Origin of the sequence: Xanthomonas fragariae, assembly GCF_017603965.1 — a bacterium.
GTDB lineage: Bacteria > Pseudomonadota > Gammaproteobacteria > Xanthomonadales > Xanthomonadaceae > Xanthomonas > Xanthomonas fragariae_A.
In genome coordinates this window covers 1,639,783-1,666,448 of sequence record NZ_CP071955.1, presented here as the reverse complement: position 1 = coordinate 1,666,448, position 26,666 = coordinate 1,639,783, and the positions used below count along the sequence as shown (strand labels likewise).

Sequence of the window (26,666 nt, the reverse complement as noted above, 5' to 3'; positions counted from 1 at the left end):
TGGATCGTAGATGCACTTTAAACACTCTCAACTTCATCAATATTTGCAGCACCCCAAAGGTCAGTTATTCATCCGAAGCATTCGCATCGGCAAAGTCGAATTTACAGATATGGTCGTTCAAGACCGCGCTGGCGCACTTCACCTTCAAGACTTGGTCCAAGCGACCTACGACCATCATGAAAAGCTGCGACGACTTCGCCGATCCGGAACTCGCTATCCTGAGCCCCTGCCCTTGGCCACCCCGGCGCGACTCCTCTCTGAAGAGGTCGACGACTTCCTCAAAGACAAGGAGCGGCAGAACCTGCGCACCACCACGATCGAGGCCTATCGTCGAACGCTTGCCATTTTGCAGCGTGTGAGTGGCAACACGTCCGTTGCCCGGATTGATCACACGCATATCTACCAGATGTGGGATCTGCTGCGATGGGCACCCGAAGACTTCATGACCAACCCCAAGAATCAGTGGTTGAGCGTCGAAGCCTTGATCGCCAAAGGTCAACGTCTGGGCCGGGCGCAGCCTGCCAATGCCACATTAGAACTGCACCGGCGCTTCCTCGCGTCCTTCTTCAACACCTTAGTCAAAGCACGTGCCATCCCGCATTCGCCGATGGATGCGTTCAAGCCTGCCAGGGAAGAGCTACTGGCTGATCAGGACGAACCCGAGCGGCTGCTTTCCCAAGAAGAAATTCAGAAGATCTTCAACCCCGAGACCTTCCTGCCTTGGGCCAAGAAATATCCGCACCGTTGGTGGTGCCCGCTCATTGCCCTTTTTACGGGCGCCCGGATCAATGAGATCGCCCAACTCAAAGTGGCCGACATCGTCCAAGATCAAGGTGTATGGTGCTTCTCGATCCAGAAGACCGTGGATGAGGACTTGGCGCAAAGCGCAGGCAAACGCAGCCGGCAAAGCCTCAAAGGCAAGAGTGCGATCCGTAAGGTGCCGATCCACCCAAGCCTCATCCAGGTAGGCTTCCTCGACTTCCTGGCCGATATCAAGGCGTCCGGCCACCCGCGCCTCTTCCCCAACTTGTCTGCAGGAACCTGCCGCAAGACCGGTGAGCCAAACGGGCGCTACAGCCAAGGCTTCGTCAACCAGTTTGCGGCCTATTTGAAGGGCCTAGGCTTTGGCAAGGGGATCGGCTCTCACGCCTTTCGCCATACGCTTGCGACAGAGTTAGATGCCAAGGGCGTGCGGGTAGAGCACATTGCCTTGATCACAGGCCACGCGCTGAACAAGAAGGCGCCTGTGCTCCAAGACAACTATGTCCACAAGTCGGCCGGGAACATCCGGAAGATCCAAGTTGAAGCGCTTAGCCACTATCAGCCATCCGTAACGCTGCCTGGCTATGTGCGCGGTCAATTCAAAGAGCGACTGAGAAAAGGGGCAAAGGTTTATCCATAAAGTGTTGCACCTAGGCGTGGCCGGGGCGTCGTTGAATAACACGTAACTTTAGGAAGAAACAGCGCCCCAGGTCACGCCGCCCCCTTTAAAAATCACAATCGTATTACTCTGGCAAGGCTAGTGAGATTGGTCCCGTGAAACTCAACCGATAGTGCGCCATGGCTATTTCCTCACCTTCGCTGCGGATGATAAGGAGTTCGAACAAAAGTTATGTGAGTCCGCTTAGTGGGGAAACTGAGCGCATGTCAATTTAGTGCTGGGCAGCGAGCGCTCCGGCCAATATTAAAAAATATTCTGAATGAGGAGAATCCCTTCCTTTTTGCTACACTCCTGCGACCATCTAGTTGCGCGCATACGGCGCAATGAAATCAGCGTGCAACTGACACTTGGCAAAGAATAGAGAGTAATCATCACCCAACTTCATCGCCTCCTTCGTTCTTTCCACCAGCACATTAAACGTTATTTCGTGCATCTTATTCTTGTTATACCGAATCATGACGAATGAAGCGCCGCGTGGTGCGCCTTCAGGCGCGCCGACCAGCCCAAGCATCCCGTGGGCAACGTGATTGCGGACTTCATTAAGAGGCTCGGTACGCTCGATGAGCCGCTTCAACTCATCCATTGCGGGAGAACCTGGCACTTGCTTTATCTTCTCTGCGATAGAAACGAGGCGTTCAGAGAAAGTCTTGCTGAGCCAAATAGATGACAGCTCGGCCTTGAACACTTCCACACGGATTCGACTTAGAATCCAGTCAATTTCATTCATGGAAAAAATAATTCGACCAAGGTAATTAGCCCATACCTGCCGATCGCTGCCCATAGCAATTTGCACCATTTCCATCCTCGATATTTTGCGTCCCTAGCCTTTGGCCGGTCAAGCTGTTGCATTTAACAGCTGAACGAGATCTTTGGACTTCCATCTTTGACTACCGTGGCTTGCGCATGCCATCTATTAACCCGCAGCTATACTCCACTGCCGAATATTTGATCCAACGTAGCGTAATTGATAAATTCATCGGCGGCAGGGATCGAGTAGTTTGGTTTGCAAGAAACATATCCCAAAAATGTACCAAACGTAGAATCTCTCCCTAATTTTCCCGGCGATATGACATTAGGCTTATAGAGGACCTCCGCACTTGCATCGATGAATCCGGTGATGACAAAGCAACTCACCACAAGTTCGGAACAGAAATATCTTCCTTTTTCGATAGGTGAAGGAACGTAAGTTCCGTTAAAAAACGCGTGAAGCTGCTCACTAATTGAAAGCTGATGAAATTTTCTACGATTTTTGAAAGTGACTACATCGCGCAAGTTGTATTTTGCCTCGGATGCAACGATGTAATCTATAAATTCATTCATGACTTGAATGCGCGATGCAGGTTTCCACGCATCAGGTTGACGAAATACGGCAACGTGATCGTAACGTTCGATAAGGCTTTCAAGCTGAACCTTAGATACGCCAGCCGAGACCGTTGCCTCTGCGGCAACGCTAGAGCTGATGCAAATGGCAGCATGTGTGTATTCGCTGTCAGTAACGTGAGTGATGCCTTTACCAACCGGGTCAATTTTCGCATCCTTATAACAAAGCAAAACGTCACCTGCACGCATTTCGCTGGCGAGCATCATCTTCATCTGTTCCCCACCTTAAATTAAATTCTTAAAAAGAATAATATATAATAAAATAATAGCTTGTACGCCTTCGCTTCGCGGATCTCGCTGTTCTAGCCTCTCTATTTGCCCATTCCCCGCAAAGCTGGCATTCGCAACACCTCCCAAATATTACTATGAGCTACTTGGCAGCGGCATCCCATATTTATTTCTATCAAGGGAGGCCAGCTAGCCTTGTCGCCAATACAGGCACGATCCGATCCGCAGCAGCGGTTGTCACCTAGCGTTATAGAGCAAGTGCCCCAGCGTTAACATACCCGATGAATTCTTCCTGTGGATGTCGTGCGATATCCCAGCGTGATGTAGCGCCAGCAGGCTTGCTCCTTCGGTCCACATAAGTCACGATAAGGTTCTGTTTGGCTCGACTCACACCGACGAAGTAGGCATTTCGGTTCTCGTCTCGATCGCCCCACCAAGTCTCCTGCTCTGTGCACGGTAAAACGACGCACTCAAACTCCATGCCCTTGCATTTGTGGATCGTCATCACCCGGACTGACCCTTCGTCCAGAAATCTTGCCAGAGCTTGGTCCAGATCGTGGTGCTGATGAATAAAATTCCCGAGAACCTCGTAGACCTGACCCAAAATTTCGGCAACGCGCCCGGGATCGTATTCGGAAGAGAGCAACAGCAGTGTTGGAATCGGAATCAACGCCATGACTTCCTGCAACTGCTCGAAGGCAAGCTCCGCGTGATCAGCGAAAAGCCCCTTACCCACACGATCACGAGCGGCACTCAGCAGCCTGATCCAGTCGCCTTGCTCGTCATCGTCCTGTGCGGTCAAAGCATACAGAACTGAACCGCCCCGGGATTTCGGGAGGCTCCAACTCTTGAGAAGATGGGGCGATGAGCAAGACGAAATATTCACCGGAAGTGCGAGAGCGCGCGGTTCGGCTGGTGCGGGAGCATCAGGGCGAGTACGGCTCGCAGTGGGCGGCGATCGAATCGATTGCCGGGAAGATTGGCTGTTCGTCGCAGACGCTGTGCAACTGGGTGCGTCAGGCCGAGCGTGATGCCGGCAAGCGTCAGGGGCTGACGACGGACGAGCGGACGCGGATGAAAGCGCTGGAACGCGAAGTGCGCGAGCTGAGGCAAGCCAACGAGATCCTGCGCAAGGCCAGCGCGTATTTTGCCCAGGCGGAGCTCGACCGCCGCTTCAAGCCCTGACCACGTTCGTGACCGAACATTGCGATGTTCACGGGGTCGAGCCAATCTGCAAGGTGCTGCAGGTTGCCCCGTCGACGTATTACCGCCACGCGCAGCGGGAAGCGGACGCGAACTTGCGCCCGAACCGCTGGTGGAAGGACCAGGCGCTGCGCCCGCAGATCCGGCGGGTATGGGAGCAGAACCGACAGGTGTACGGCGTGCGCAAGGTCTGGCGGCAGCTCAAGCGCGAGGGCTATGCGGTGGCCCGCTGCACGGTGGAGCGACTGATGGGCGCACTTGGCCTGCGCGGCGTGGTACGCGGGAAGGTGGTCAAGACCACGATCAGCGACAAGCGGCCGTGCCCGCTGGACAAGGTGAACCGACAGTTCCATGCGCCGTCGCCGAACCGACTGTGGGTCAGCGACTTCACGTATGTCTCGACCTGGGCCGGGTTCGTGTACGTGGCCTTCGTGATCGACGTGTACGCACGGCGGATCGTGGGCTGGAAGGTGTCGCAGACGGCGCACACGGACTTCGTGCTGGACGCGCTGGAGCAGGCGCTGCATGCGCGTCGTCCAACCGAAGGCGGCCTGATCCACCACTCCGACCGCGGCGTGCAGTATGTGTCGATCCGCTACACCGAGCGGCTGGCCGACGCCGGGATCGAGCCGTCGGTGGGCAGCGTGGGCGATAGCTATGACAACGCGTTGGCCGAGACGATCAACGGGTTGTACAAGGCCGAGGTGATCCACCGGCGCGCGTGGCGCAACCGCCAGGATGTGGAACTGGCCACGCTGGATTGGGTGGACTGGTACAACCACAAACGCTTGCTGGGGTCGATCGGGAACATTCCGCCAGCGGAAGCCGAAGAGGCTTACTATCGACAACAGGCCGGTTACGCCAAAGCGGCGTGACTCAAACCAAACAGCCTCCCGAAATCCCGGGGCGGTTCACCGCAGTTATTAAATCATCGTCATCGCCCAATGGCTGCCCCATCGCACCATAGGCGTCTGGAAACTTGCGCATCATGATGAAATCAAGATCAATGGGGAGCGAGAAGAACACACCCGCACGTTTCAAAAAGCGCAGCTCTTCAAAGAAGTCCTCTCCGCCACAAGATGTTTTCCATCCGGGAAGCGCATTCACCTCAGCAGCGGTGCGCACTGGATGGCCGTTTGGAAACTGGCGCAAATAGCCATGTGCGACTTTGATGCGCCCCCATCCTCCGCCATGGCGCCCGTAGTCAAGGTCAAGCAGTGTGATATAAGGCACGCGCAAACTGGATAGTAAGCGCCAGAAATGATTGACATGGCGACCGCCCAGAGGCGCCACGCAGACACTGGATGCGTCCGCTTCGACGCCCATTGCGCCGAGCATGCGATGCAGCACGATGTCCTCGCTGTCGCCCTCACCCAACACGACGAGCTTGGCGAAGTAGACCTCCGGATAGGCCATTACTGCCTGACGAACGAACTTACCTGCCTCTCCGGCCTCATCCGGAAGAACGATTTGGCTGACTTGTGTGGTTCGATCAGCATCAAGCCGCAGATGGCGGATTAAATCAGGCGTTGCTCTGCGCAAGATGGCAGGCGAGTGCGTGGCCACAATCGCTTGCCCTCCTGACTCTTCTTTGAGATCCCGAAGCGATTGGATGACGCGACCTAGATACTGAGGCGAAAGGCTGTTCTCAGGCTCTTCCACCGCCAGCAAAGTGAAAGCAGCCGGCCTTAGCCGAGCTAAGTCAAAAGGTGACTCTGCGTCGGTCAGCGCCGCGACATCAACCGCATGTGCTGCCAACACGAGCGAGATGTAAAGCAATGACTGCTGACCGTCACTGAGGCGCTCGAAATCCACTGAGGGCGTTTCATGACCGGGCGAGAAGCGAACACTGACTTGCTTCAACACCTCAGCGAGTCCGCCTGTGCCAAAAGCAATGCTAGGGGAGGCGAAGAACTTCCCCTTGTGAAGCTTTCCCCACCCTGTCGTAAGTGCCTTACCGAAGGCTGCGACGCCCGCGTTTTCGGTGACTGCTGCACCGAGCTGCTCAGATAGATCGTTTGCCTTGGTGCGCTCAGCGGTCCAGTCTGCCGCTCGGAGGGCCCTTCCGAGCAGTGAGGCTGCGCTGTATGCGATGTGATCAGCCGGGTTACGCCGGGCCGGAAGATAGTGAACCTGGATGGCTTGCCGATCCAGCTTTGGCATACCTCGAAGCTGCGTAGGCGCGCCGTCCTCGTCGGCTGCCAATACGTATTCCAGGCGTTGCTCGATCTCTCCGCTTTCATCCATTTCAGCCGTGAGGCGAATGCGCACCCCGGGAACTTCGCCCGCACTTTGGAGCTGCATGTGAGAGAAGAAGATCGGAACAGCTGCGGTGCCCTCGCCCTCCTCGACCTCGGGAAACGTGAAGTCTGTCTCGATCCATAGACTCGCGGCCTTCCCCTCCGCTGGAACTTCGCCCATTGCCACATGGAAATCGGAAGGGAGCACAGCGCGCATGCCCCCTGTGGTGCCGAACATACGCGCCAAGGCCGTTAGAACGGCGGTCTTACCCGCCCCATTTGGGCCTAGAAGGTAAGTCATCGAATCCAGCTTAACTTCAACTGGTTCTGGACCGAAGGACCAGAAATTACTAATCCTGACGACTGCCAACTGCATGAACATCCCCTGTTCCGCCCCCTATGGGCCTCCCTATCGTAACGCTACTGCCTGCCGCCTGAAACGTAACGCTTCGACTTCAAGATTCTGACCTTGCGGCCGATAAGGCCTCTGTGAGGTCGTGCTAGGGAAGCGCACGGCATGGTCTCGCGCTCCTCAAGCATCGTTAGGCAGATTGAAAGGAATCAATATGGCAGCAAATATCCAGCAGTTTGTCACCGAGCGCGGCATTAAGAGCGGCTAACAAAACCCAGGAAGAAGCCGTAAGCAGATGATGGAGCATGCAAGCGAGAGCAACGCCAAGTGGAGATCGATGCGGCGTTCAAAGCGGATGCGCAGTTTGCCCATGCCTGCGAACCAGGCATGCGTGCGCTCGACGACCCAGCGATGACGGCCCAACCGGTCGTTGCGCTCGATTCCCTTGCGTGCGATCCGCGCAATGATGCCGCGCTGCTTGAGGAAGGCGCGACAGCGGTCGATGTCGTAAGCCTTGTCGGCGTGCAATTTGTCTGGCCAACGTCGCGGGCGCCCTGGTTTGCCACCAATTGGCGGCAAGGCGTCGATCAACTCCTCGAACACGACCGAGTCGTGCCGATTGGCGCCGGTGACGCACACTGCCAAGGGCACGCCGTTGCGGTCCACGATCAGATGCCGTTTGCTGCCGAGTTTGCCGCGATCGGTCGGGTTTGGCCCGGTGTAGGCGCCCCCCGGGGGGAGGCCACACTGGCGGCGTCCAGACTGGCTCGGCTCAGATCCAGCCTCTGGGCGCGACGCAGCTCGGTCAGCAACACCTGATGCAGACGATGCCACACACCGGCGGCTTGCCAATCACGCAACCGGCGCCAGCAGGTCATGCCGCTGCCATAGCCCAGTTCCACAGGCAGGTCTTCCCATGGCATGCCCGTGCGCAAGACATAGACGATGCCGTTGAGGGCTTGCTGATCACTGATGCGCGGCCGTCCACCTTTGGGCGAACGCTTCACTTGGGGAATCAGCGGCTCGATGCGCTTCCACAGCGCAATGGGGATCTCTTTGCGACGTGTCATGTCCGCAATTTTGCCACCGGCGAGACAAGATTCAAGGGGTTTTGTTAGACGCTCTAAGGCCCTCTTCCACTTCACGCGCGAAGAGAATTTGGCTTCCATCCTTAGTCGAGGGTTGTTGCGGCGTGATCAGCTGTCTAGCTCAGAAGGCGCGGTCTTCAATGACGACTTTCGTCTTGATCGCACCTCCGCCATCTGCCTCTCAGTTGGCTTTCCCAACTATAAGATGTTCTACCCACTCAGGATAAAGAACCCTGACACGAAGTGGGTGGTCATAGCGGTTATGCCTTCGGTGCTTTGGATGCTACCATGTGCTTTCTGCACAACCAATGCCGCATCAAATGCGGTAACAGCAAGCACTTTGGCTCAACGGATGGGCCTGGCGCCGTTCCAGAACATGTATGGTGATTGTAGTGGGAAGACAAGAAGCTCGCTCGGCATTCCCAACTATTATCCCACTGATCCGCAGGCAGAAGTTTTAGTGCTGAACGATATTCCACCGACATACTTGATGGGCTTAGCCACCCACACTAGCGAAGACAAGAACCGCATCCTTTCGAGGCATGCGGGCACGTATGTAGTCCACGCACCTGCTCTTTTCAGTGGTCGCCAGGATTTTGCACATTGGAAACAGGCGACCTAAGCGTGGCGACTCGCCCCATCTTCATGCCGAGCTTCGATGGACCCATGCTGGTCTCCACCCGTCATGTGGAGTTCCAGTGGCACCCAGGCATGGCCATAAGCCAGTCGCAGAAATCTATTGCATCACTTCACGACCAAGCAAAACGGCAGCTTGGCGTTGATCGAGTTTTAGAGATATCCAGCAAGTCCCCCGATTCACTTGGGGTTGATCTGAGCGCTTTCAACTTGATGATCAAGACAGTCAAGCACGAGCGAGAATTTAGCTTGGAGTGTGCCTTTCAAGCAAGTAAAGTCTTCGAGAATGGCGGGCCCTACAAAGATTTGTTGAACGCGCGATCCCTCGACGCCAAGCGCGATCCGCGCTTGAAAGAAAGCGGCCGATTGATCAAGTTCCATTTCTTCAATGTTGATTGGGAACTAGAACCAAGAACCGCATTCTATGACTGGCTTTACATGAACGCCCTGCACAAGCAGCCGGACCTTTCCGAACAAGTGCTCACATACCGAGCATTTTCGGACATCGCGTTTAACCCGGACAAGTCAGTCAATTGCCAAGCCTACGCCGCAGCGCTTTATGTCTCGCTTCAAGAGCGAGGCTTGTTGAGCGAAACGATGCTCAAAGACAAGGAGTTATATCTGTCGACCGTCAAGACAGGCGTCATCAGCAACGCGCGCGAAGACAATACTATCCAAAGCCCACTGATTTGAGTTTTCTCACCCCGTCGTCCATTGGCATCGCCTTTCTCCAATTCTTTGAAGCCCACCAACTGATCTCCTTCATCAAAGTTACGGCCACTTGACTGCCGGCGTAACCCCTGAAAGCATGCAAGGCAAGACAGGGGGTCTAATGGACAAAGCAAGGGATCGTCGGAGTGACCAGGACTACACGGCCCAACAGGTAGCTGATTTGGATCCGTCTGCTCGCCGGGCATTGAAGCCCCATCTGCGCTGCCCCTATTGCGAGGCAACCGCTCATTTCAGGTCAGCGTCGAGGCCCAGCCCAGGGCGACGAAGCAAGGTCGCGCATTTCTATGCCCTACCCCACGGTGACGAGTGCGACATCACCCGAAGCTATGGTGATCCATGGGAAGACGATGATACCGATCGGACTGTGGCTCATTGGGAGCAGCGAAACACTACGCTGATTGTTCGGATTTTGACCGATCAAGATGAAGGCTCGGCCGATAACGCCTCAACGGGTGAACCAACGGAGAGCGAAAGCCGATCTCGTGCCGGCGGCGACCAGACCCGATCGACGAAGTCGGTATCGCGCGGTCCTCAAAAGCTTCTTGAACAGCTTGTGCATTGGCCGAGCTTTAAGACAAGCGCCATGATGATTCGCATGCCAGGCAATGACCGACCTGAGTTGGCGGTCCATGACGCTTTTGTGCGTTTTGAATCGGCCAGCATGGCGCAGCACACCGGTCGCTGGCTAGGGTTCTGGGGCCTTGTCAGATCTTGGAGCATCTGGCAGGGCCATAACACTTACTTTTCCAACTTCGGCCCCACGCACCAGAGCTTCCGTATCGCCATTCACCGGGACAAGATCCCCCCGATCCTCGCACGTTATGGCCTATCGAGCATCGATGAGATGGTTGGCCACTATCTTCTCCTTTTCGATTACGCCCGAGAGTCAGGCTCAGGGCGTTTTATGGCTGATGTCAATTCGGTGCATCACATCGGATTCTTGCGGAACGATCAAAGTAGCTGAGTAGCTCATCGAATACGACAACCATGCGCCATATCAAAATTGTCCGATCGAAGCGTTCCACCTCTTCACCAGAAGACCCGAATAGTGCGTCCTCCAGACGGTCGTGGTCCATCACACGCTTCGTCGGTAGCCTAGCTGCCATGACGACGCTGGCTGGAATCGTGCTTCACGGATGCGGACATGTTGCCTACACGAGCTATCTCAGAGCCTGGGGCGTTCAAGCCGATCTATTTCCCCAATCGGCCGACTGGAAGGTTGTTCGCGGCTACTATGCCGTTGTGCTTCAAGGGTTCGGAATGTTCAGCGCTTTTCCTTGGGGTTCAATAGCGATCGCTTTTTTTACGTTATGGCTAGCTATCTGGGTTTACCGCCTCCCCGCACAATCGGTTCGCAATGGTCGCCTTCAAGATTTCTATCGGCGTCATACACGAGTAAAGCTTGGCCTCACCTCAGGAGGTATAGCCTTTTCGGGAATTTATCTAGCATTGACGCTGTATTCCGTTGGCTTGCTCGTTTCAACAATCCCAGGCGTGATTGGGGAGCGTTACGGAAAGAAGGAAGCAGTTACTGAGAAGCGTCGCCTCCTTGGTCCGGTATCGCGAGGCGATACAGAACTCTGGGAAAAGGGTGAGCGAAAGATCCGAGGCCACATCATTGCCAGCAGCTCTGACCTGATCGCCATCTACGACACTGACCTCCATCAGGTCCGAACCCTATCGCGTGGCGATTGGGAGATACGAAGAGTGGGTCTTTAGGAGCAGCGGCGTGAGGAAGCTGGTGACATCCAGGCGCATTTCGACAGCCCCCGCTACAAGCGTGCGCCGCGAGCAGGGCTCTTCTCTATTGAACTTGACGTATTGCTCTGCGCAAATCTCTGGCGCTCGTTGGATTGAAGCTCTCTGTGCTGCTTCGTAGCCTCGACTTTGGCGATCAAATTGTCTAGCTTTTCTTCGATCTCTTCGTCCGAGATCAATTCACGCACGTGATCTAAGTTCACTCGGCGAACCAGAACATCCGCCACTTCATCATGGTCATTTTGGAGTGCAGCAAACAAGCCGGCCTCTGGATAGGCGGTCTTGTGGGCGAACTCCAAGATCGACTTGACCATTCCTGCATCGCCCTTCGTTGCTGCAGCGAACAGTGCTTCCTCGCCAAAGTCGCGCGGCGCATGGCCTGTTCTGACGATCGCCCAAAGTATCGTCCGCACCAACTGTTCATGGCCTTTGGCAACAGCAACATTGAGACCCAACGAAAACGTGTCTTCCGGATCTGGAAGACCAGCTTCGATCAGGAACTCAACGACCTCGGCATGATTGTTCTCCGCAGCCGCCGCAAAGCCATGCAGCGCACATTGGATCTTCGATGAAAAAGGCAGCAAATGCTTGACCGCTTCCAAGTGGCCTTCCCGACAAGCGGCGACCAGCGCTCGACTGTCCTGGGCTTTAGCATCTGAAAAAACGACTAGCTGAAAGACCACATCAGCATGACCATGGCGCGCCGCCTCATACAGCGCCAGTGAGTCGTGTTGCAGAGGGCTGCACTCTTTGAGCAGTCGTTTGACGCACTCCTTGTGCCCGTGCCTGGCAGCAAGCACCAATGCCTCGTCATCCTCTGCGTCGCAAAACGCCATGAGCTGCTCAACTGCCCGCACCGAACCCGCCTTGGCGGCGACATCAAGCGGATAGACCGCAAACGACTTCGACAACAGTGGCACCAGTTGATCAACCAAGCCTTCTTTGCCGCTCTTGATCGCTACCTCAACGGCGTAGCGTGCCGCAGCATCAGCATCATCCTGAGCCCGACAAAGCGACTGCAGATATGCGTCGCTTCCCCGCTTCACTGCCTGTCTAATACTATTTCTAATTGCCTGTTCCATTTCGTCTCCTTCTATTTAATCTAAGGCCATCACGCCTTTCGTCAAGATCAAAGCGTGATGGCACCCTTTGATTAGATAGGCCGAAACTGAAATCACAAATCGTCGATGTCAGGAACATGGTCCTCGTAGTCACACGCAATGAGCGTGCCGGTTTCATCTTCGATACGTTCGATCACAAGGTCACTGATCCATTGTTCGAACTCGAAGTCACTCTCGGCCACTGCATCGATATCGCACTTGGAAAGTGCTTCTTGGGGCGAATTTGCTTCAATCGTTGCCCAGTGGACGACTTGGACGGTGCCGTTGATCTCGATGGTGTATTTCATCTTGCTCTCCGTGCTTGGCGACGTGCCAAGCTTCGGAACGCAATCTATGCATCGCAGCCGCATCGCTAAAGGACGAAATCGCCACGATCCCTGAACATCCATTCATCCGCCGCCGATAACGCCAGCGCCTGGATGTATGCACCAGGCAGCCAATACGTAGGCGCTAAACGGGCTTCGTGTCTTCGTCTAACTCTTGGCGATCCAGCCACGCCATCTTGGATGCATGGACCGTCATCAGATGAGAGCGGTAGGCATTTCGCCAATGCTTTTTCTCGGCATTTGATCGCCAAGGCAGCGCCAAGGCTTGATCGATGGTCAGGGCCAAAATCGTTGCGCCTTGCTGGAAAGCTTCTTCGATCACACTCATGTCGAGCCCCGTGATGCCTGCATGTGAGATCACGCTCTTGATCTTGCCGGCTGACGCGCGGATCACAATGAAGGGAATGCCCTTCCCCGTTCGACCGAAGTTGCCCGAAATGGGCTCTTGAATCTGCTCTCGGGCTTTGGTGACTTGGGCATACCATGTCAAAAGCTCCACCTTGGTAATGGATCTTGGAGTGCTTTTGCTAATCAGAAACGGATTTCCGTGCTCACGCTTGAACTGGTCGAATTGGCGTCTCGGGATGCCGAGGTAGAACTCCGCCATGGCTTGGGTGAAGCGCGTTGTGCCCGGGGATCGATCGAGTCGTTGCCTCAGGCCATCAAAATCACGGCTGGCGATGATGGCCTTGCGCTCATCACTCGTCGCGATGACTTCAAGTGCTGCACGGAAAAATCCGTCTTCGAAGCTTTCCGCCTTGCTGATATTGGTCATCCAAACCGTCCTTCGTTCAAGTCTCACTGCAAGCAACTTGCACCGCAAGCTTGCCACTCATCAGCCTGACAGCCTGTGGGCGATGGCGCTTGCCTGAAAATCCTAACGTATTCGTGGAGGAAGCACAGCGGGAAATCCATCCGCCGTCGTAGCGACCCAGTGCACGGCGTCTTTGCTACCTATGGTGATCGCGAGTTGCATGTGAGCCATCACGACCAGCGCGTTGCTTTGTTTGACCACAACTTCAACGAGTTCGAGCGGGAAGCCCGTTCGCAACCGATGAAGCGCGTGTGCGCCTGCGTGGACAAAAGAATTGAGCGCCGCCCAAGAGTATTTCTTGAACTCCAAAAACGCCCGCAGTGGCTCGGCTGCCTGCTTCACCGCTTCAAGAGCGATCAGCATCTTGGATAGCATGGGCAAACGAGCCGCCACGGACTCACTGATCGGCGTCAGCTCTTCTTGCAAGCAAGCCACGTCGGTGTCGCTTGCGCAGTAAAGGACCCACACGGCGCGCACCAGCGCTTCGAACTGCGCCCGATGAACGACCAAGGTGGACGGCTCAGAACCGACTACGAGTAAGCAGCGACTCACAACAGCATGCTCAATCGAAAGCAGGCATAGCGCGCGACAAACTTGCAGTCGATCACTTTGATCAAATGGCGGAGCCGCGGTAATGGGCGCCAACGCCTCCAATAGCTCATCAGAACCTTCAAAGAGCTTCTGAACCCGCTCAGACATCATGCCTCCCCAAGTATTGAAACAGTTGGATCGCATCATGGCTCATCAACAACCCCCTCCTTCAATTTTTTCGATGCCGTAAAAATTTTCAGCTGCCTCTCTTTCTCTTGGATCTTGCCGTAATGGCGTAAGCGGCGAAAGAAACTTGAAGACCGGACTCAAGCGTAGTGCCATATTTTTTGCAAGATCAGGCGCACTGGTGACCCTCTGCCAACAATCGATGAGAGAGAGGGAGGGCTACGCCCACCCTCTTGCTGCAAGGCTGGTGTGCTGACGCCCGCCGATCACCAGGTGGTCCAGCACCCGGATGTCGAGAAGTGCCAACGCCTGCGTCAAGCGGCCGGTGATCCGCTGGTCTGCATTGCTTGGCTCCGGATTGCCCGAAGGGTGGTTGTGGAAAAGGATGACAGCAGCAGCGTTCAAATCCAAGGCGCGCTTGGCGACCACCCGAGGGTGCACCTCGCAGCCGTCGATTGTGCCGAAGAAGAGATGCTCGGTTGCCAGGATGTGATGCTTGATGTCCAGGAAGACGACACCGAAGACTTCGTGCGGCAGGTGAGCGCAGCGGGCAATGAGGTAGTCGCCAGCTTGCTCAGGGCTGTGGATGCGGCCTTGGCGTTGAAGACGTTGTTCCAGGATGGTCGCGGCGGCGAGCAAGATGCCCTCCTCGTCCATCTGGAGTTGGTATTGAGCCTTGATGTCTTGGGTGCGCTTCATCGGTTTTTCTCCACCAGCGCGTTGTGCGCCTCGTGGGAACCGACAGGCGAAGCGTCCGGCCCTACCGCACCCGAGAGCGAGCACCGCGCGAGCGGCGCACAGCGGAGGGCCGCAACACAGCGTCAGCGTCGAGGAGGAGGCTCGCCTTTGCGGTCGGGACAGCGAAGCTAAGGTCCCTTTGAGAGAAGCTCAGCGGTGGTGGAAAATGGTGATGTGCGACTCCCATGCCTGTGGTTGAAGCGCCAAGAGGGCTGCATGCTGCCCGCCTGCTATTGCTATTGCTATTGCTATTGCTGCAATCGCCTTATCACCGACTGCCGGCATCCCATTGTTCGCAATCTACTGACAGTTGATGGGCGCCTTTAGCATCGCCCTCCCCGAAAAAAAAGCACTCGTGTTCAACATATTTCGAGTGCAGGAGCTGGGGCGCTCATCTCAACGAAATGCCGCCTAACTGTGGGACACTCGGCAGCATCTCCGGACTGGCACCGAGACATGGGAAATAAAAGACTAGAGGCTGCCCTGGACCCATGGATGCGCGTGGAAACGTGGCACACTTTTCATCCGCTCGACCGAGCAACGGTTCCATAGAACCCTGGCCGTCGCCTTCGAGGTGGTTAGCCTGCCCGCTGACGCCTTAGAGTTTGAAACACGATGCCGGCACCTGTGCAAGAATAGCATGCAGAAATTAAACATGACTTTGTAAGCGATAGCTGTTGAAACCTAACAAAGCTCAAAAACGATTGAAAAATATGCAATAAGAGACCCCCAACTTCCGTTAAAAATCACATCTCGCAATCTGATCTCAAACCCACCGCACGAGCAATCAGACACCAAGCGCACTGGAATAAAGGTAATGGGTGGTTCATCAAACAACATGGCATTGAAGCAGGCTCGAGCAGTCCTGCCATTCCCATCAACAAAAGGATGTATTGCCAGCACTCCCACAAGCACTAGCAATGCACGAAAAGCAGGGCGTTCTTCCCAGTCGTTTATTGCTTGGCTTAGCAAGCCAAACTGACGGTGCAAATCTCCAGGATTTGAAAACGCGGTCTGTCTTCCACTTTTATCGATACTGGTGAACACGTTAACCTTTCGAATTTTTCCGCTTCCGGCAATCTTCGTCAGGCCATTTACTTCACTCAACCAGTCAATTAGCTCGTCAGAAGTAAGAGCTTTTCTGCCCCTAAGTATTTTTTTTGCATATGCTGCCAGATCTTGTTCGTCAGCGGGATCCCTAAAAGCCCGACCGTTCTCGTTGGCATGACCTTGAAGCCACTTTTCAGAGAGAGGGTGAAGCAGGTCGCGGTTTAATGCTAGCCAGTAGGCTGCTTCTTTTCGAAGCGCCTCGTTCGCCTGCGATACATACCGCCGGTCAACCAGATCAGACCGCGCCAACTCCAAACCCGCAAGCCGTTTGCCAAGTCGCAAATTAACATCGACCTTGTTAGGAGGAACAAACTGACTTACGAGCATCGATACTAACTCCTAGCGTTCTACTTTGCGCATGAAGATGAAAGCCAATTTAACGCCTCTCCGGGGATCTCGCTACTTGAAACTACGTCATCTGAAATGCGCGTATCTGGAAACACTCGTTCCCCCACTTCCCGGCCAGATCGATCTACATCGATGGCTGTTGTCAGGTAAATTGCGCTTCCGTCTGCCAGCTGAAATCTACTATTCGCACTTACTCTCCCATCGGACGGCGCACCAAAACTTCGCGTGTTTTTTCTCCCCATCAGCGCGACAGCCAGAGCCTCGCCTGAACTGCTTGTCCCCTGTCCCAAAAGAACAGCAATCTTTACTTCCTGCGCCTCTGAGGTCCCCGGAACTACTGTTACCGAAGGAGAATGGATGGACCACCAGTCGATACTGCCATTCGACCTCTTAAATCCTCCCAATCGCTCGTTCCCGAAAAAAATACTGAGCGCTGAAACCATGGGCCACATGTTTCCACCACTGTTCTTTCTAATATCCACGATCCAACCGCAACGCGCCTCTTCTTTTAAGTCATTCAACTTTTTACTAACCTGAACAGCGAAGTCTGCCGCCAGAGCCGGGTTTGACCCATACACCGATGGGACGAGAAGATAGCCCATCGTCCCGTTGATTAGTCTCACCTCTGCTGAATTAGCATTCCCGCCAGATTTAGAGTAATTATTCGCCTCTTCGGCATCCACATAAACGCTATGAGAGTCTTGAAGTCCGCGCAACAGCGCACGTATCGCGGCTTCGGCTTGATAGCCCGATCCAGCATCACCTGACAGTTCTAGTCCAAAGTTCCGCTGATTTTCTTTGAGATTCCTTGACCAATAGGCGTTCTCTAAGACAATTTTTAACGCCTCCTCGTAGACCTGTTTTGCGCTTGCTCCGCTGCTTAGAGGTAAGCGATCAATCTCCATAAGCTTAAGGCCTTCCGCAGTCACTTTACCCGAGCCGCGCATTACGACACCGAACGCAATACTTGCCGCGTCACTCGGAACTCGCAACTCAACGGTGTGGCGACCATCAGCAAAGATACCTGCGCTTGCTGACGAAGCGAACTTAAGAGGTTTTCCAGAACCCTCACTCGCCCTCACCCATATCGTCGCCTTTACCCCCGGCGTCGCGGCATCAATTAAAGCAGATAATCGTATCACTTTGCCTATCCAGCGCTTGGAACTGGCGTGATAGATAATTCCACCGCTAGTCACAGCTTCAGCGCGCTCGGCCGAGATTGTGACCTTGGCACCATTATCACTCAGTGGGTCACCTAGGGACAAACTCTGATATCCCATCTTACTATTGACGGTCGCGTGTTTGATTTCTTCTTCTGCTAGTGCACCAAACGTTATACCGAGACCAATCGCAAAAACCGCTAGAGCCAAATATTTATTCTTAATCAATTTCCACCGCCATTTTATTCTTGCAAAGCAAATACGATCTCTTTAGTAGCTCCCAGCAAGCTGCTTCTTGAACCCGCGCCATCCTTGCGAAAACTCTATTCAGGCGCATGTGGATCAAGCTCCATCTGTATTTGTAAGCATCGCGCTGGCCCAAGGCCTTAAACTCTTCACTTTCGAAAATCAAACGCCTTATTTCTTCAACTCCGGCCAACTCGTTCAGGCAAGCAATATCGGGATTGCATTCTCCTGACTCTAAGAATATCGGCTTGCTTTTTTTAAACACTTCACCAATGAGCTTACGCTGCGCCAGATCAAAGCTTATCTCCCTCTGAAAGTCAGCCGCTGCGACCTTTGCAAATTCAAGGCGCGCTTGTAATGATTCAACCCCTAAGGCTCTCAGCAGCGAGTCTACCGCAGCAGCTGCGCTACGCCAGTTCTCATATAGGCCACCCGGAATTTTCCCGAATGTCCGCATAACCGCATGAGAGTCAAGGATAAAAATACTTTCTGCAAGCTTCATAAGTCTCGGCCCTAAATACCGCTCGACCTCTTGAATGTACTGCTTAAAGATAAACTTGCAAATAACATCAGCAACTTCCAGCTTCTTGCATTCGCCCTCTAAAACGCTCATGACCGCAGTGCGCTCATGTGGGGACTTAACCCTTACCCTAATCCTGACATGATCACCTTCCGGGTCTTTGTATCTTATAAAGAAAAACGGAACCATATCCCCCATTGTGATTTTCATGGCGCGGTGCAATGCAAGAATTACGTCGTTCTGATTTGCCGCCTTGCAGTATACGCATACATATACCCATTCCAGCCCATGCAGGCCGTCGAACGGGTGACGAGCAGTCACGCTCACATTCGGAGCCTGAACATTTCGCAGTGCTAACTGGATCTCGTGCATATGAGCGCCAGATGCGCTGCGCAAGACAGGCTCCATTGATAAAGGGAATGCACAGGTTAATGTAAGCGTGCCATTCTTTCTAAGCTCTTTCAGAAAATCCTTTGCCGTCCATTCACTGCAAAGCGAAAGTATCGTTGAATCAAGTTTCCCATAAACTTCGAGCATTTCAGGAAGCAGGATTGATTTCGCCCACTCTCGAAGTGTTTCGATAGCTGCGGAATCAGACAGCTTGGACAGGCCCAACTCATCAAAAGCCACTCGCCAAGAAGGACGCTCTATAATAATTCCGTTGTATGTGAGCCCAGGGAGGAATGGAGCATCTGGAAGCTTATCCCTCATAGAGGGCATACGACAAATATAGTCTTGGTTTGCGACGTGATTCAAAAATACATAAACCGCAAAACCTTTACAATTTTCAAACGCATGCGCCGAGTTCATTCGCGGCACAACTTCTGCTTGCCGAGATCTAGACCAGAGCACAACTTTTTTGTTTGAGACAAAAACTTCTAGGTCTGAAATTAATATATCGTTAGCGCCACCACCGGCTCGCACCCGAATTTCCGGACCTGCGGTCGCAGGACGCGAAATAATGTTTCCAGCTCGGGTCATCGGCACGCCAACTATCTGTGCAAAAATCTTACCTTCACTTGGTGACTCGACCTCGTTCAAATATTCGAGAATTTTCGGTATCACTCCGGAGAACCTTCCCATCAATCGACCAGGCTCTTGAGCGCCACAACTTTTCAACTCAATTTTAACTTCATCCCCGCCGCCAGCCCAAAGAGCTAACCACGCAACGAGACAAGATGGCCGATCCGTGGACGGAACCGAGCTACCTTCTCTTGGTCGAAATTTTGAAATGTCTATGAATTCATTAGAACCGGACAGCGCAAGCATCGCAACGGCATATGACTCAGGCGCATTGAGCGGCTTGGGAACGGCGCGAGACTTGCCAACTTTTTTTGACGCAAGACAGTCTGCTAGGGGCGCGACGGGACGAACTCCGTCCGGATAACCCATTGTTTCAAAAAAAGGAAGTAAGTCTGACAAGGCGACTGATGCTTCACCAAATCGCTCGACGAAGCAATCTCTAAAAGTTGAAAGTTGATCGTTCTTTGGAATAAATTCGGCAAGAGCATCGATAGCAGCCTCGACTTTCTGTACATGGATTTCTGAAAACGATCCAGACTGGTCAGAAGAAAACGCCACAACGTGCGTAGATTTCCCAGTATTGGATCCTGCCTCTATAATCAATTCACGTATACGCTTAAGATCATCCAGTCCGGTTCCCAGTGGAGAATCAGCCAGGTTGCGCAGAATCATAACCACTTCATTCATTCCTCCAATCTCAGGGGGAACGGCCGCTAAGCGGCCAAGCAATCCAGCGAGCTGATCACTAGAAGTTGCGTCAATTAGCGAGTCTGCGACCAAGACATCCTGGACCTTCAACTCTTGGATAAATTGATGTATTTCTTCCTGCGTGTATTCTCCGAGATATTTGCGCGCTAAAAAATACGCAATTTCATCGACAGTCATGCCATCGTAAGTGCTAGTTGCGTCAAGCACTGAATCAAGCACTTCATTTCTTTCAAGCTGCTCGATATGCTGAACTATTGTAGAGCCTTGGACATGCGATTTAAGGTAGCTGATGTAATCTGCGTGTGGCGTGATGGTATCGTTTGGCCTATATCTAACCACATGTCCGAGATCATTGCTCACGATGACCTTAACGAGATCTACAAGGACACCATAATCTATAGCAGCAGACTTCTTAATTTCCTCTGCTGGTGTAGCCTGAAGCTTGTTTTCGCCAGGACCCACTGTTACCGCTGCCACTGAGGAGAATGTGCCAAACGGCACTGAGCGATGCGCCATACGCAAAGCATATCGGGCGATAGCAAGGTCAATATCTGGAAGTGTGAGATCTCCACTCAGCCAATTTAGAGCCTTTTCGTAGAGGGACGGCGAGGCGATGTAGATCGCCTCTAGAAAAATCGGATCAGTTAGAAGCTGACAGATTAACTCGGCCAGTTGCTTCCGATCACTTCTGATCAGCGACGCCGAAAGCGCAACAGTGTAGATCGGAACTCTTATGATCCCCATTCGATCATGGGCGTAGATTGTCAAGTCAGCTTTCCGTCTTTTGCTGCACACCGCTAATGTGGATACTCCATTTGATAACGCATCAACATCACTAGCTGGATTAGTTATTTTTTTCACTTTCAAAATCCCTAGCCTCTGCCTGTGAGTCTTCCGGAACAATCTGTCCTTGCTTCAGTAAAATGGCACGATCGGCCGAAGCAATTGTCTGAGGGCGATGAGCAATGATCAGAGTGGTGACCCCCGCTGCGCGCACCGCGTTGCAGACCTGGCTTTCGTTATTCAAGTCAAGATTACTTGTAGCTTCGTCCAAAACTAAGATTTTTGGCTCACGGTAAAAAGCACGCGCGAGCAGAATTCGTTGCTTTTGCCCACCAGACAGAGTGGCGCCCATGTCTCCAATCATTGACTGGTATCCCATGGTCATCGCTTCTATCTCAGTGTCAATACTGGCTTTCCTTGCTGCTAGCTGACACTTTTCAAGCGTAGCGACAGGATCAAAGAAGCTGATGTTATCCATCACCGAACCGCTGAAAAGCTCATCATCCTGGAGAACGCTTGCCGCGATGTTACGAACCTCCCGTTTACCGAGAACATGCGTATCAACGCCGCCGATCAATATGCTACCTGACGACTGATCCAAAACTCCCAGTAAGATTTTGGCAAGCGTGCTTTTTCCACAACCGGAAGGCCCCACAATTGCTACAACCTCCCCATCCTGAATATTGAAACTACATTTTTTTAGAACGTGGGCAGTATTGTGCGAATAGCGGAATGAGACCTCTCTAAACTCGATAGAGTTGCTGGATCTAGTTCCCAGGCGAGTTCCTTCCAAGAACTTTTCCGGAGCGGTTAGCACAATATCTGCAAGCCGCTCCCCGTGTAACCGCAACATCCGAAAGTTAACGATATAATCGACCATTGCAGCAAAGCGTACCGTGAATTGCTCAGAATACGCGACGAATGCCATGAGCATGCCTGCCGTCAACTCACCTTTCAGTGCGAGCGCAGCACCGATCCAAAGAATTGCAATCTTCTGCCCGCCTGAGACTAGGCCGCTTGCGCTCGTGAACGCGATAGTTAGTCTTTGAATTTTTGTATTGGTGTTCACCACTTCTGCCGTAGCGTTTGCAAACTTAGCCGATCGTTCCGCACTACGATTGTTAAGCCGGATGGTTTGCATGCCTCTGAGCGTCTCAATGAGCATCCCATGCTGCAGGGCGGAAACATTGATGTTCGTTGAAGTTAGTTCTACAAGCGAGCGAAAATACATCACCCTAGCCAATGAATAGCTAATAGCGCTTATAAAAGAGACCAGCGCTAACTTTTCATTATATATCAGCAGCATGACCGCTATCATAAGCGTCATAATTCCATCTATGATCACGACGACAAACTGGGTCGTAAGCGTCTGCTGAATTGTATTCATGGCTCCAAAGCGCGAAACCACATCACCTAAGTTTCGCTTTTGGAAATAGTCCAACGGCAGGCGCAACAAGTGACTAAAAACCGTCCCGGTCCAACCCATATTTAATGTTGCGCCGATCCACATCACAAGCCAAGATCTCATGTAATCCGCAACCGTCCGCACCAAAATCAATGTAGAAAACCCAACGCCTAATAGTGTGAGAAGCTCCTCATCATTTGTGGACAAGACCTGATCCACTACGAGCTGTAGAAATTGTGGAACTAGCAGGCCAAGCAGCTCTAAAAATGCCGCAATGGCAAAAACCTGAAGAAGTCCCTTTCCTAAGCCTGTAATCGAGCCAGTTACGGAAGCAAGCGATATACCAGTGACTTTCTCAGGCTTGACCAGATTTGGCCCTGCATCAAGTTCAAGAGCAACTCCGGTAAAAGAAGAATCGACATCATTGACCTTGACCCTACGTCGCCCATATGCAGGATCAACGATAAGAAGATCTTTCCCCTTGAATCCCTCTAAGACCACGAAATGATTCATGTTCCAGTGCAAAATGCAGGGGACAGTAAGTTGCCTAATGTCTTCAAGCTCGAGCTTGACAGGCCTTGATGCCAATCCAAGCGAGTTCGCAATCTCAACTAACTGATCGAGCCGAATACTGAACCGCCCCGGGATTTCGGGAGGCTCCAACTCTTGAGAAGATGGGGCGATGAGCAAGACGAAATATTCACCGGAAGTGCGAGAGCGCGCGGTTCGGCTGGTGCGGGAGCATCAGGGCGAGTACGGCTCGCAGTGGGCGGCGATCGAATCGATTGCCGGGAAGATTGGCTGTTCGTCGCAGACGCTGTGCAACTGGGTGCGTCAGGCCGAGCGTGATGCCGGCAAGCGTCAGGGGCTGACGACGGACGAGCGGACGCGGATGAAAGCGCTGGAACGCGAAGTGCGCGAGCTGAGGCAAGCCAACGAGATCCTGCGCAAGGCCAGCGCGTATTTTGCCCAGGCGGAGCTCGACCGCCGCTTCAAGCCCTGACCACGTTCGTGACCGAACATTGCGATGTTCACGGGGTCGAGCCAATCTGCAAGGTGCTGCAGGTTGCCCCGTCGACGTATTACCGCCACGCGCAGCGGGAAGCGGACGCGAACTTGCGCCCGAACCGCTGGTGGAAGGACCAGGCGCTGCGCCCGCAGATCCGGCGGGTATGGGAGCAGAACCGACAGGTGTACGGCGTGCGCAAGGTCTGGCGGCAGCTCAAGCGCGAGGGCTATGCGGTGGCCCGCTGCACGGTGGAGCGACTGATGGGCGCACTTGGCCTGCGCGGCGTGGTACGCGGGAAGGTGGTCAAGACCACGATCAGCGACAAGCGGCCGTGCCCGCTGGACAAGGTGAACCGACAGTTCCATGCGCCGTCGCCGAACCGACTGTGGGTCAGCGACTTCACGTATGTCTCGACCTGGGCCGGGTTCGTGTACGTGGCCTTCGTGATCGACGTGTACGCACGGCGGATCGTGGGCTGGAAGGTGTCGCAGACGGCGCACACGGACTTCGTGCTGGACGCGCTGGAGCAGGCGCTGCATGCGCGTCGTCCAACCGAAGGCGGCCTGATCCACCACTCCGACCGCGGCGTGCAGTATGTGTCGATCCGCTACACCGAGCGGCTGGCCGACGCCGGGATCGAGCCGTCGGTGGGCAGCGTGGGCGATAGCTATGACAACGCGTTGGCCGAGACGATCAACGGGTTGTACAAGGCCGAGGTGATCCACCGGCGCGCGTGGCGCAACCGCCAGGATGTGGAACTGGCCACGCTGGATTGGGTGGACTGGTACAACCACAAACGCTTGCTGGGGTCGATCGGGAACATTCCGCCAGCGGAAGCCGAAGAGGCTTACTATCGACAACAGGCCGGTTACGCCAAAGCGGCGTGACTCAAACCAAACAGCCTCCCGAAATCCCGGGGCGGTTCAATACCCCTCAGCGAACCAGGAAATTTCGTCCGCAGCGATTGCATTTCATGCTTGGCATCATGATAGCCAGCGACCATCGCTATGCAAGCAAGTCCGCATTCGGCTGCCTCGGCCTGAATAATGACCGGCACTGAACGGCGACTGCCAAAACGAAGCAATGACTGCCATTGACTCGAAGTCCAAATTCCTCCTTTATCTGGACCAGTGGAGAGATCATCTTCTACATCACTCATTGGTCTTCATCCGGAGGGTGTATGCAGGCTGAAACAGCCATTCATAGAGCCTCCTGCGATCCAACATAACATCAGCATCGACATACATCCCCGGGGTCAACCTAACGGAATTGCCGTAAACGTCGAGGGATTGACGTTCAAGCTCCACTCTTACCAAGAACATGGACTCCGTGACTGAAGCAATGCCAAAACGGTCGGCAGCCTCACTGGGGGAGAGAGTTGTCAATGATTTAGCCTTCACTGTGCCCATTAGCACACCGAATTTCTGGAAGGGATATGCACGTAAGCGAAGGGCCACCTTGGTTCCGATTTCAATAAATCCGATTGATTGAGAATCGACCAGTAGTTGCGCCTCAGTCTTAGAGCGTCTAACAAAACCCCTTGAATCTTGTCTCGCCGGTGGCAAAATTGCGGACATGACACGTCGCAAAGAGATCCCCATTGCGCTGTGGAAGCGCATCGAGCCGCTGATTCCCCAAGTGAAGCGTTCGCCCAAAGGTGGACGGCCGCGCATCAGTGATCAGCAAGCCCTCAACGGCATCGTCTATGTCTTGCGCACGGGCATGCCATGGGAAGACCTGCCTGTGGAACTGGGCTATGGCAGCGGCATGACCTGCTGGCGCCGGTTGCGTGATTGGCAAGCCGCCGGTGTGTGGCATCGTCTGCATCAGGTGTTGCTGACCGAGCTGCGTCGCGCCCAGAGGCTGGATCTGAGCCGAGCCAGTCTGGACGCCGCCAGTGTGGCCTCCCCCCGGGGGGCGCCTACACCGGGCCAAACCCGACCGATCGCGGCAAACTCGGCAGCAAACGGCATCTGATCGTGGACCGCAACGGCGTGCCCTTGGCAGTGTGCGTCACCGGCGCCAATCGGCACGACTCGGTCGTGTTCGAGGAGTTGATCGACGCCTTGCCGCCAATTGGTGGCAAACCAGGGCGCCCGCGACGTTGGCCAGACAAATTGCACGCCGACAAGGCTTACGACATCGACCGCTGTCGCGCCTTCCTCAAGCAGCGCGGCATCATTGCGCGGATCGCACGCAAGGGAATCGAGCGCAACGACCGGTTGGGCCGTCATCGCTGGGTCGTCGAGCGCACGCATGCCTGGTTCGCAGGCATGGGCAAACTGCGCATCCGCTTTGAACGCCGCATCGATCTCCACTTGGCGTTGCTCTCGCTTGCATGCTCCATCATCTGCTTACGGCTTCTTCCTGGGTTTTGTTAGCCGCTCTTAGAAGTGTCCTTGATGATCGTCATCAGTATTTGACCTGGCTTGACGGCTTGCCCCTCACTCACCAAGACCGAAGACACGATACCGTTGACAGGGGACAAGAGTGCTGAACTCAAATCGCCTGCGTTAGACTGAGCCTCAACATCAGCACTAGCTAACAATCGCTCTGAGGTATTGATCTGAGACGCGAGGTCTAGTGGTGCGCGCGCAAGGTCGGCACGCCGTCCTTCCAAGTCTAGTCTTATGCTAGATATTTTGGACCGCTGTGATCTTACGTTAGCTTTGACCGAAGCGAGTGATGAACGCTGCTGTTGAACTTGGGTCGCAGCGATGTAACCTGATTTTAGCAAAGGCTCGATTTTATCCAACAGTAGTTGTTGATCGACCTGTTCTTGTTGATAAATATTAAGCTCATCAACGGCATCTGCCAGTTGCGATTCCAAAAGTGGAATTTGGATCTTTATGCTTTCTATATTACGCGTATAAGCATCTCGCGATACCAACATTTCCGCGTGGAGAGCGCGCCGCTGTGCCTCGAGTGCCAGCGACACCCCTCCTTTCACACCTGTGCCGCCAGCGGAATAGGCCTCACCATCGATCTCGACTACAGGCTCTCCCGAACGCGCTGAATTTGTTTCATTTAAGAGCACGCGAGTGACATAGCCAGTTGTCGCGCTTGAAATTTTCACAACACCGTCGTGCGAGACCAGTTGCCCGACAACTCTCTCTCTCCTGGTATATTCCCCAAAGTAAAGCCCAGCCAACACGATCAACCCAAGAGATGTAAAGCTTATAGCCCATATAATATGACTGGGCGGAGACGCAATCGTTACTCCGCCCAGCCACTTTGACTGCCTACGAGATGTGGCTTGTTCTCTAAATAATTTTCTTCTTGCGTCCATTCTTTAATCGCCACATCTAGCATCTTCAATTACTATTAGCCGGCATTACAACCGTCAGTATCGGGAAGGCAAGTGCAAGAGTCTTGTTCCGTAGAATACCCCGGACCGCCGCATTGCGTGGTCAGATCCGTATCGAAACCGCCGCTCACCACAGTGAGTTCGTCATTGCTCAGGATAGTGATATTTCGCTTTTTAAGGGAGATCATGTTCATTCCTTCGGTTGGTTAATTAATTTGATTTACTTCCACATCTTATCTGCCTGCTTCCTCCTTTTCCACTCCGCACATAAAT

At 53.8% G+C, this 26,666-nt stretch carries 25 protein-coding genes and 2 other annotated features; of the genes, 8 read left to right on the top strand and 17 right to left on the bottom strand.

Annotated elements, in window-relative coordinates:
* Nucleotides 1-10 precede the first annotated feature (10 nt).
* Complete coding sequence (locus J5I97_RS07785; protein ID WP_238135673.1) at nt 11-1,402, top strand: site-specific integrase; 1,392 nt, start codon at nt 11-13, stop codon at nt 1,400-1,402.
* 340 nt (nt 1,403-1,742) lie between these two features.
* On the opposite strand, the gene J5I97_RS07780 is transcribed toward J5I97_RS07785, so the two are convergent.
* The 3 genes from J5I97_RS07780 to J5I97_RS07770 all read right to left on the bottom strand — a co-directional run bounded on the left by J5I97_RS07780 (nt 1,743) and on the right by J5I97_RS07770 (nt 3,851).
* Nucleotides 1,743-2,243 (bottom strand): hypothetical protein, encoded by a 501-nt coding sequence (locus J5I97_RS07780; RefSeq protein ID WP_208590855.1) that lies wholly within the window; start codon nt 2,241-2,243, stop codon nt 1,743-1,745.
* 122 nt (nt 2,244-2,365) lie between these two features.
* Nucleotides 2,366-3,034, bottom strand: coding sequence for a hypothetical protein (locus J5I97_RS07775; protein WP_208590853.1), 669 nt, complete (start codon nt 3,032-3,034; stop codon nt 2,366-2,368).
* A gap of 262 nt (nt 3,035-3,296) precedes the next feature.
* Nucleotides 3,297-3,851, bottom strand: a complete 555-nt coding sequence (locus tag J5I97_RS07770) for a 3'-5' exonuclease (protein WP_238135672.1) — start codon at nt 3,849-3,851, stop codon at nt 3,297-3,299.
* Nucleotides 3,852-3,913: 62 nt separating this feature from the next.
* Between J5I97_RS07770 and J5I97_RS07765 the strand changes: the two genes are divergently transcribed.
* A protein-coding gene (locus J5I97_RS07765) for an IS3 family transposase (protein ID WP_208586298.1) occupies nt 3,914-5,127 on the top strand; the annotation gives its coding sequence in 2 pieces (ribosomal slippage) (nt 3,914-4,196 and nt 4,196-5,127; 1,215 coding nt in all).
* Nucleotides 4,189-4,305, top strand: a sequence feature (AL1L pseudoknot). (Overlaps the previous gene by 117 nt.)
* Before the next feature lies 1 nt (nt 5,128).
* Here the strand turns inward: J5I97_RS07765 and J5I97_RS07760 are convergent.
* Together J5I97_RS07760 and J5I97_RS07755 are read right to left on the bottom strand one after the other, a co-directional pair.
* Complete coding sequence (locus J5I97_RS07760; protein WP_238135671.1) at nt 5,129-6,874, bottom strand: ATP-dependent nuclease; 1,746 nt, start codon at nt 6,872-6,874, stop codon at nt 5,129-5,131.
* A 234-nt stretch (nt 6,875-7,108) separates the two neighbouring features.
* Nucleotides 7,109-7,914, bottom strand: a protein-coding gene (locus J5I97_RS07755; protein ID WP_208586475.1) for an IS5 family transposase whose coding sequence is annotated in 2 segments (ribosomal slippage) — nt 7,109-7,584 and nt 7,584-7,914 — 807 coding nt in all. Because the reading frame shifts where the segments join, the coding sequence is not laid out codon by codon here.
* Here J5I97_RS07755 and J5I97_RS07750 point away from each other — a divergent pair.
* The 4 genes from J5I97_RS07750 to J5I97_RS07735 all read left to right on the top strand — a co-directional run bounded on the left by J5I97_RS07750 (nt 7,913) and on the right by J5I97_RS07735 (nt 11,019).
* Nucleotides 7,913-8,554 carry a DarT ssDNA thymidine ADP-ribosyltransferase family protein gene (locus tag J5I97_RS07750; RefSeq protein ID WP_208590851.1) on the top strand — a complete coding sequence of 214 codons (642 nt, stop codon included), beginning with the start codon at nt 7,913-7,915 and terminating at the stop codon, nt 8,552-8,554. The two genes, J5I97_RS07755 and J5I97_RS07750, sit on opposite strands and share 2 nt — an antisense overlap.
* A 44-nt stretch (nt 8,555-8,598) precedes the next feature.
* Nucleotides 8,599-9,261: a DarT1-associated NADAR antitoxin family protein gene (locus tag J5I97_RS07745; protein ID WP_200866425.1), complete on the top strand. Its 663-nt coding sequence runs from the start codon at nt 8,599-8,601 to the stop codon at nt 9,259-9,261.
* A 403-nt stretch (nt 9,262-9,664) separates the two neighbouring features.
* Nucleotides 9,665-10,264: a hypothetical protein gene (locus J5I97_RS07740; RefSeq protein ID WP_238135670.1), complete on the top strand. Its 600-nt coding sequence runs from the start codon at nt 9,665-9,667 to the stop codon at nt 10,262-10,264.
* 23 nt (nt 10,265-10,287) lie between these two features.
* Nucleotides 10,288-11,019, top strand: coding sequence for a hypothetical protein (locus J5I97_RS07735; protein WP_238135669.1), 732 nt, complete (start codon nt 10,288-10,290; stop codon nt 11,017-11,019).
* Nucleotides 11,020-11,072: 53 nt separating this feature from the next.
* Here the strand turns inward: J5I97_RS07735 and J5I97_RS07730 are convergent, their stop codons facing one another.
* From J5I97_RS07730 to J5I97_RS07690, 9 genes are all read right to left on the bottom strand, one after another.
* The gene (locus J5I97_RS07730) at nt 11,073-12,140 is read right to left on the bottom strand and encodes an ankyrin repeat domain-containing protein (RefSeq protein ID WP_208590850.1); all 1,068 of its coding nucleotides are present in this window, start codon (nt 12,138-12,140) and stop codon (nt 11,073-11,075) included.
* A gap of 92 nt (nt 12,141-12,232) precedes the next feature.
* On the bottom strand, nt 12,233-12,466 hold the full coding sequence (locus tag J5I97_RS07725) for a hypothetical protein (protein ID WP_029996120.1): 234 nt from the start codon (nt 12,464-12,466) through the stop codon (nt 12,233-12,235).
* A 163-nt stretch (nt 12,467-12,629) separates the two neighbouring features.
* Complete coding sequence (locus J5I97_RS07720) at nt 12,630-13,280, bottom strand: hypothetical protein (protein WP_208590848.1); 651 nt, start codon at nt 13,278-13,280, stop codon at nt 12,630-12,632.
* Nucleotides 13,281-13,382: 102 nt separating this feature from the next.
* Nucleotides 13,383-14,021 carry a DUF6988 family protein gene (locus J5I97_RS07715; protein WP_208591604.1) on the bottom strand — a complete coding sequence of 213 codons (639 nt, stop codon included), beginning with the start codon at nt 14,019-14,021 and terminating at the stop codon, nt 13,383-13,385.
* Between the two features lie 234 nt (nt 14,022-14,255).
* Complete coding sequence (locus tag J5I97_RS07710; protein ID WP_208590847.1) at nt 14,256-14,735, bottom strand: JAB domain-containing protein; 480 nt, start codon at nt 14,733-14,735, stop codon at nt 14,256-14,258.
* Between the two features lie 723 nt (nt 14,736-15,458).
* Complete coding sequence (locus J5I97_RS07705; protein ID WP_208590846.1) at nt 15,459-16,211, bottom strand: Fic family protein; 753 nt, start codon at nt 16,209-16,211, stop codon at nt 15,459-15,461.
* 20 nt (nt 16,212-16,231) lie between these two features.
* Nucleotides 16,232-17,620, bottom strand: coding sequence for a S41 family peptidase (locus J5I97_RS07700; protein ID WP_208590845.1), 1,389 nt, complete (start codon nt 17,618-17,620; stop codon nt 16,232-16,234).
* Complete coding sequence (locus tag J5I97_RS07695; protein WP_208590844.1) at nt 17,613-20,750, bottom strand: lantibiotic dehydratase; 3,138 nt, start codon at nt 20,748-20,750, stop codon at nt 17,613-17,615. Before J5I97_RS07695 ends, J5I97_RS07700 begins: the two co-directional genes overlap by 8 nt.
* The gene (locus J5I97_RS07690; RefSeq protein ID WP_208590839.1) at nt 20,734-22,767 is read right to left on the bottom strand and encodes a peptidase domain-containing ABC transporter; all 2,034 of its coding nucleotides are present in this window, start codon (nt 22,765-22,767) and stop codon (nt 20,734-20,736) included. Before J5I97_RS07690 ends, J5I97_RS07695 begins: the two co-directional genes overlap by 17 nt.
* On the opposite strand from J5I97_RS07690, the gene J5I97_RS07685 reads away from it, so the two are divergent.
* Nucleotides 22,760-23,973, top strand: a protein-coding gene (locus J5I97_RS07685; protein WP_208586298.1) for an IS3 family transposase whose coding sequence is annotated in 2 segments (ribosomal slippage) — nt 22,760-23,042 and nt 23,042-23,973 — 1,215 coding nt in all. Because the reading frame shifts where the segments join, the coding sequence is not laid out codon by codon here. The genes J5I97_RS07690 and J5I97_RS07685 overlap by 8 nt on opposite strands.
* Nucleotides 23,035-23,151: a sequence feature (AL1L pseudoknot), on the top strand. Its footprint overlaps the gene before it by 117 nt.
* On the opposite strand, the gene J5I97_RS07680 is transcribed toward J5I97_RS07685, so the two are convergent.
* Nucleotides 23,955-24,245 carry a cysteine peptidase family C39 domain-containing protein gene (locus J5I97_RS07680; protein WP_208590837.1) on the bottom strand — a complete coding sequence of 97 codons (291 nt, stop codon included), beginning with the start codon at nt 24,243-24,245 and terminating at the stop codon, nt 23,955-23,957. The two genes, J5I97_RS07685 and J5I97_RS07680, sit on opposite strands and share 19 nt — an antisense overlap.
* Nucleotides 24,238-24,663: a hypothetical protein gene (locus J5I97_RS07675; RefSeq protein ID WP_208590835.1), complete on the bottom strand. Its 426-nt coding sequence runs from the start codon at nt 24,661-24,663 to the stop codon at nt 24,238-24,240. Before J5I97_RS07675 ends, J5I97_RS07680 begins: the two co-directional genes overlap by 8 nt.
* Between J5I97_RS07675 and J5I97_RS07670 the strand changes: the two genes are divergently transcribed.
* Nucleotides 24,662-25,467, top strand: a protein-coding gene (locus tag J5I97_RS07670) for an IS5 family transposase (protein ID WP_208586475.1) whose coding sequence is annotated in 2 segments (ribosomal slippage) — nt 24,662-24,992 and nt 24,992-25,467 — 807 coding nt in all. Because the reading frame shifts where the segments join, the coding sequence is not laid out codon by codon here. The genes J5I97_RS07675 and J5I97_RS07670 overlap by 2 nt on opposite strands.
* Here J5I97_RS07670 and J5I97_RS07665 read toward each other — a convergent pair.
* Nucleotides 25,464-26,240 (bottom strand): biotin/lipoyl-binding protein, encoded by a 777-nt coding sequence (locus J5I97_RS07665; protein WP_208590833.1) that lies wholly within the window; start codon nt 26,238-26,240, stop codon nt 25,464-25,466. The two genes, J5I97_RS07670 and J5I97_RS07665, sit on opposite strands and share 4 nt — an antisense overlap.
* Between the last annotated feature and the right edge of the window lie 426 nt (nt 26,241-26,666).

Bases quoted from the DNA above. Each gene is read 5' to 3' on its own strand.
- J5I97_RS07725 (WP_029996120.1), bottom strand. From the start codon at position 12,466: ATGAAATACACCATCGAGATCAACGGCACCGTCCAAGTCGTCCACTGG.
- J5I97_RS07760 (WP_238135671.1), bottom strand. From the start codon at position 6,874: ATGTTCATGCAGTTGGCAGTCGTCAGGATTAGTAATTTCTGGTCCTTC.
- J5I97_RS07715 (WP_208591604.1), bottom strand. From the start codon at position 14,021: ATGATGTCTGAGCGGGTTCAGAAGCTCTTTGAAGGTTCTGATGAGCTA.
- J5I97_RS07735 (WP_238135669.1), top strand. From the start codon at position 10,288: ATGCGCCATATCAAAATTGTCCGATCGAAGCGTTCCACCTCTTCACCA.
- J5I97_RS07780 (WP_208590855.1), bottom strand. From the start codon at position 2,243: ATGGAAATGGTGCAAATTGCTATGGGCAGCGATCGGCAGGTATGGGCT.
- J5I97_RS07730 (WP_208590850.1), bottom strand. From the start codon at position 12,140: ATGGAACAGGCAATTAGAAATAGTATTAGACAGGCAGTGAAGCGGGGA.
- J5I97_RS07745 (WP_200866425.1), top strand. From the start codon at position 8,599: ATGCTGGTCTCCACCCGTCATGTGGAGTTCCAGTGGCACCCAGGCATG.
- J5I97_RS07775 (WP_208590853.1), bottom strand. From the start codon at position 3,034: ATGAAGATGATGCTCGCCAGCGAAATGCGTGCAGGTGACGTTTTGCTT.
- J5I97_RS07720 (WP_208590848.1), bottom strand. From the start codon at position 13,280: ATGACCAATATCAGCAAGGCGGAAAGCTTCGAAGACGGATTTTTCCGT.
- J5I97_RS07750 (WP_208590851.1), top strand. From the start codon at position 7,913: ATGTCCGCAATTTTGCCACCGGCGAGACAAGATTCAAGGGGTTTTGTT.
- J5I97_RS07675 (WP_208590835.1), bottom strand. From the start codon at position 24,663: ATGTCCGCAATTTTGCCACCGGCGAGACAAGATTCAAGGGGTTTTGTT.
- J5I97_RS07680 (WP_208590837.1), bottom strand. From the start codon at position 24,245: ATGAGTGATGTAGAAGATGATCTCTCCACTGGTCCAGATAAAGGAGGA.
- J5I97_RS07785 (WP_238135673.1), top strand. From the start codon at position 11: ATGCACTTTAAACACTCTCAACTTCATCAATATTTGCAGCACCCCAAA.
- J5I97_RS07710 (WP_208590847.1), bottom strand. From the start codon at position 14,735: ATGAAGCGCACCCAAGACATCAAGGCTCAATACCAACTCCAGATGGAC.
- J5I97_RS07705 (WP_208590846.1), bottom strand. From the start codon at position 16,211: ATGCTCGTAAGTCAGTTTGTTCCTCCTAACAAGGTCGATGTTAATTTG.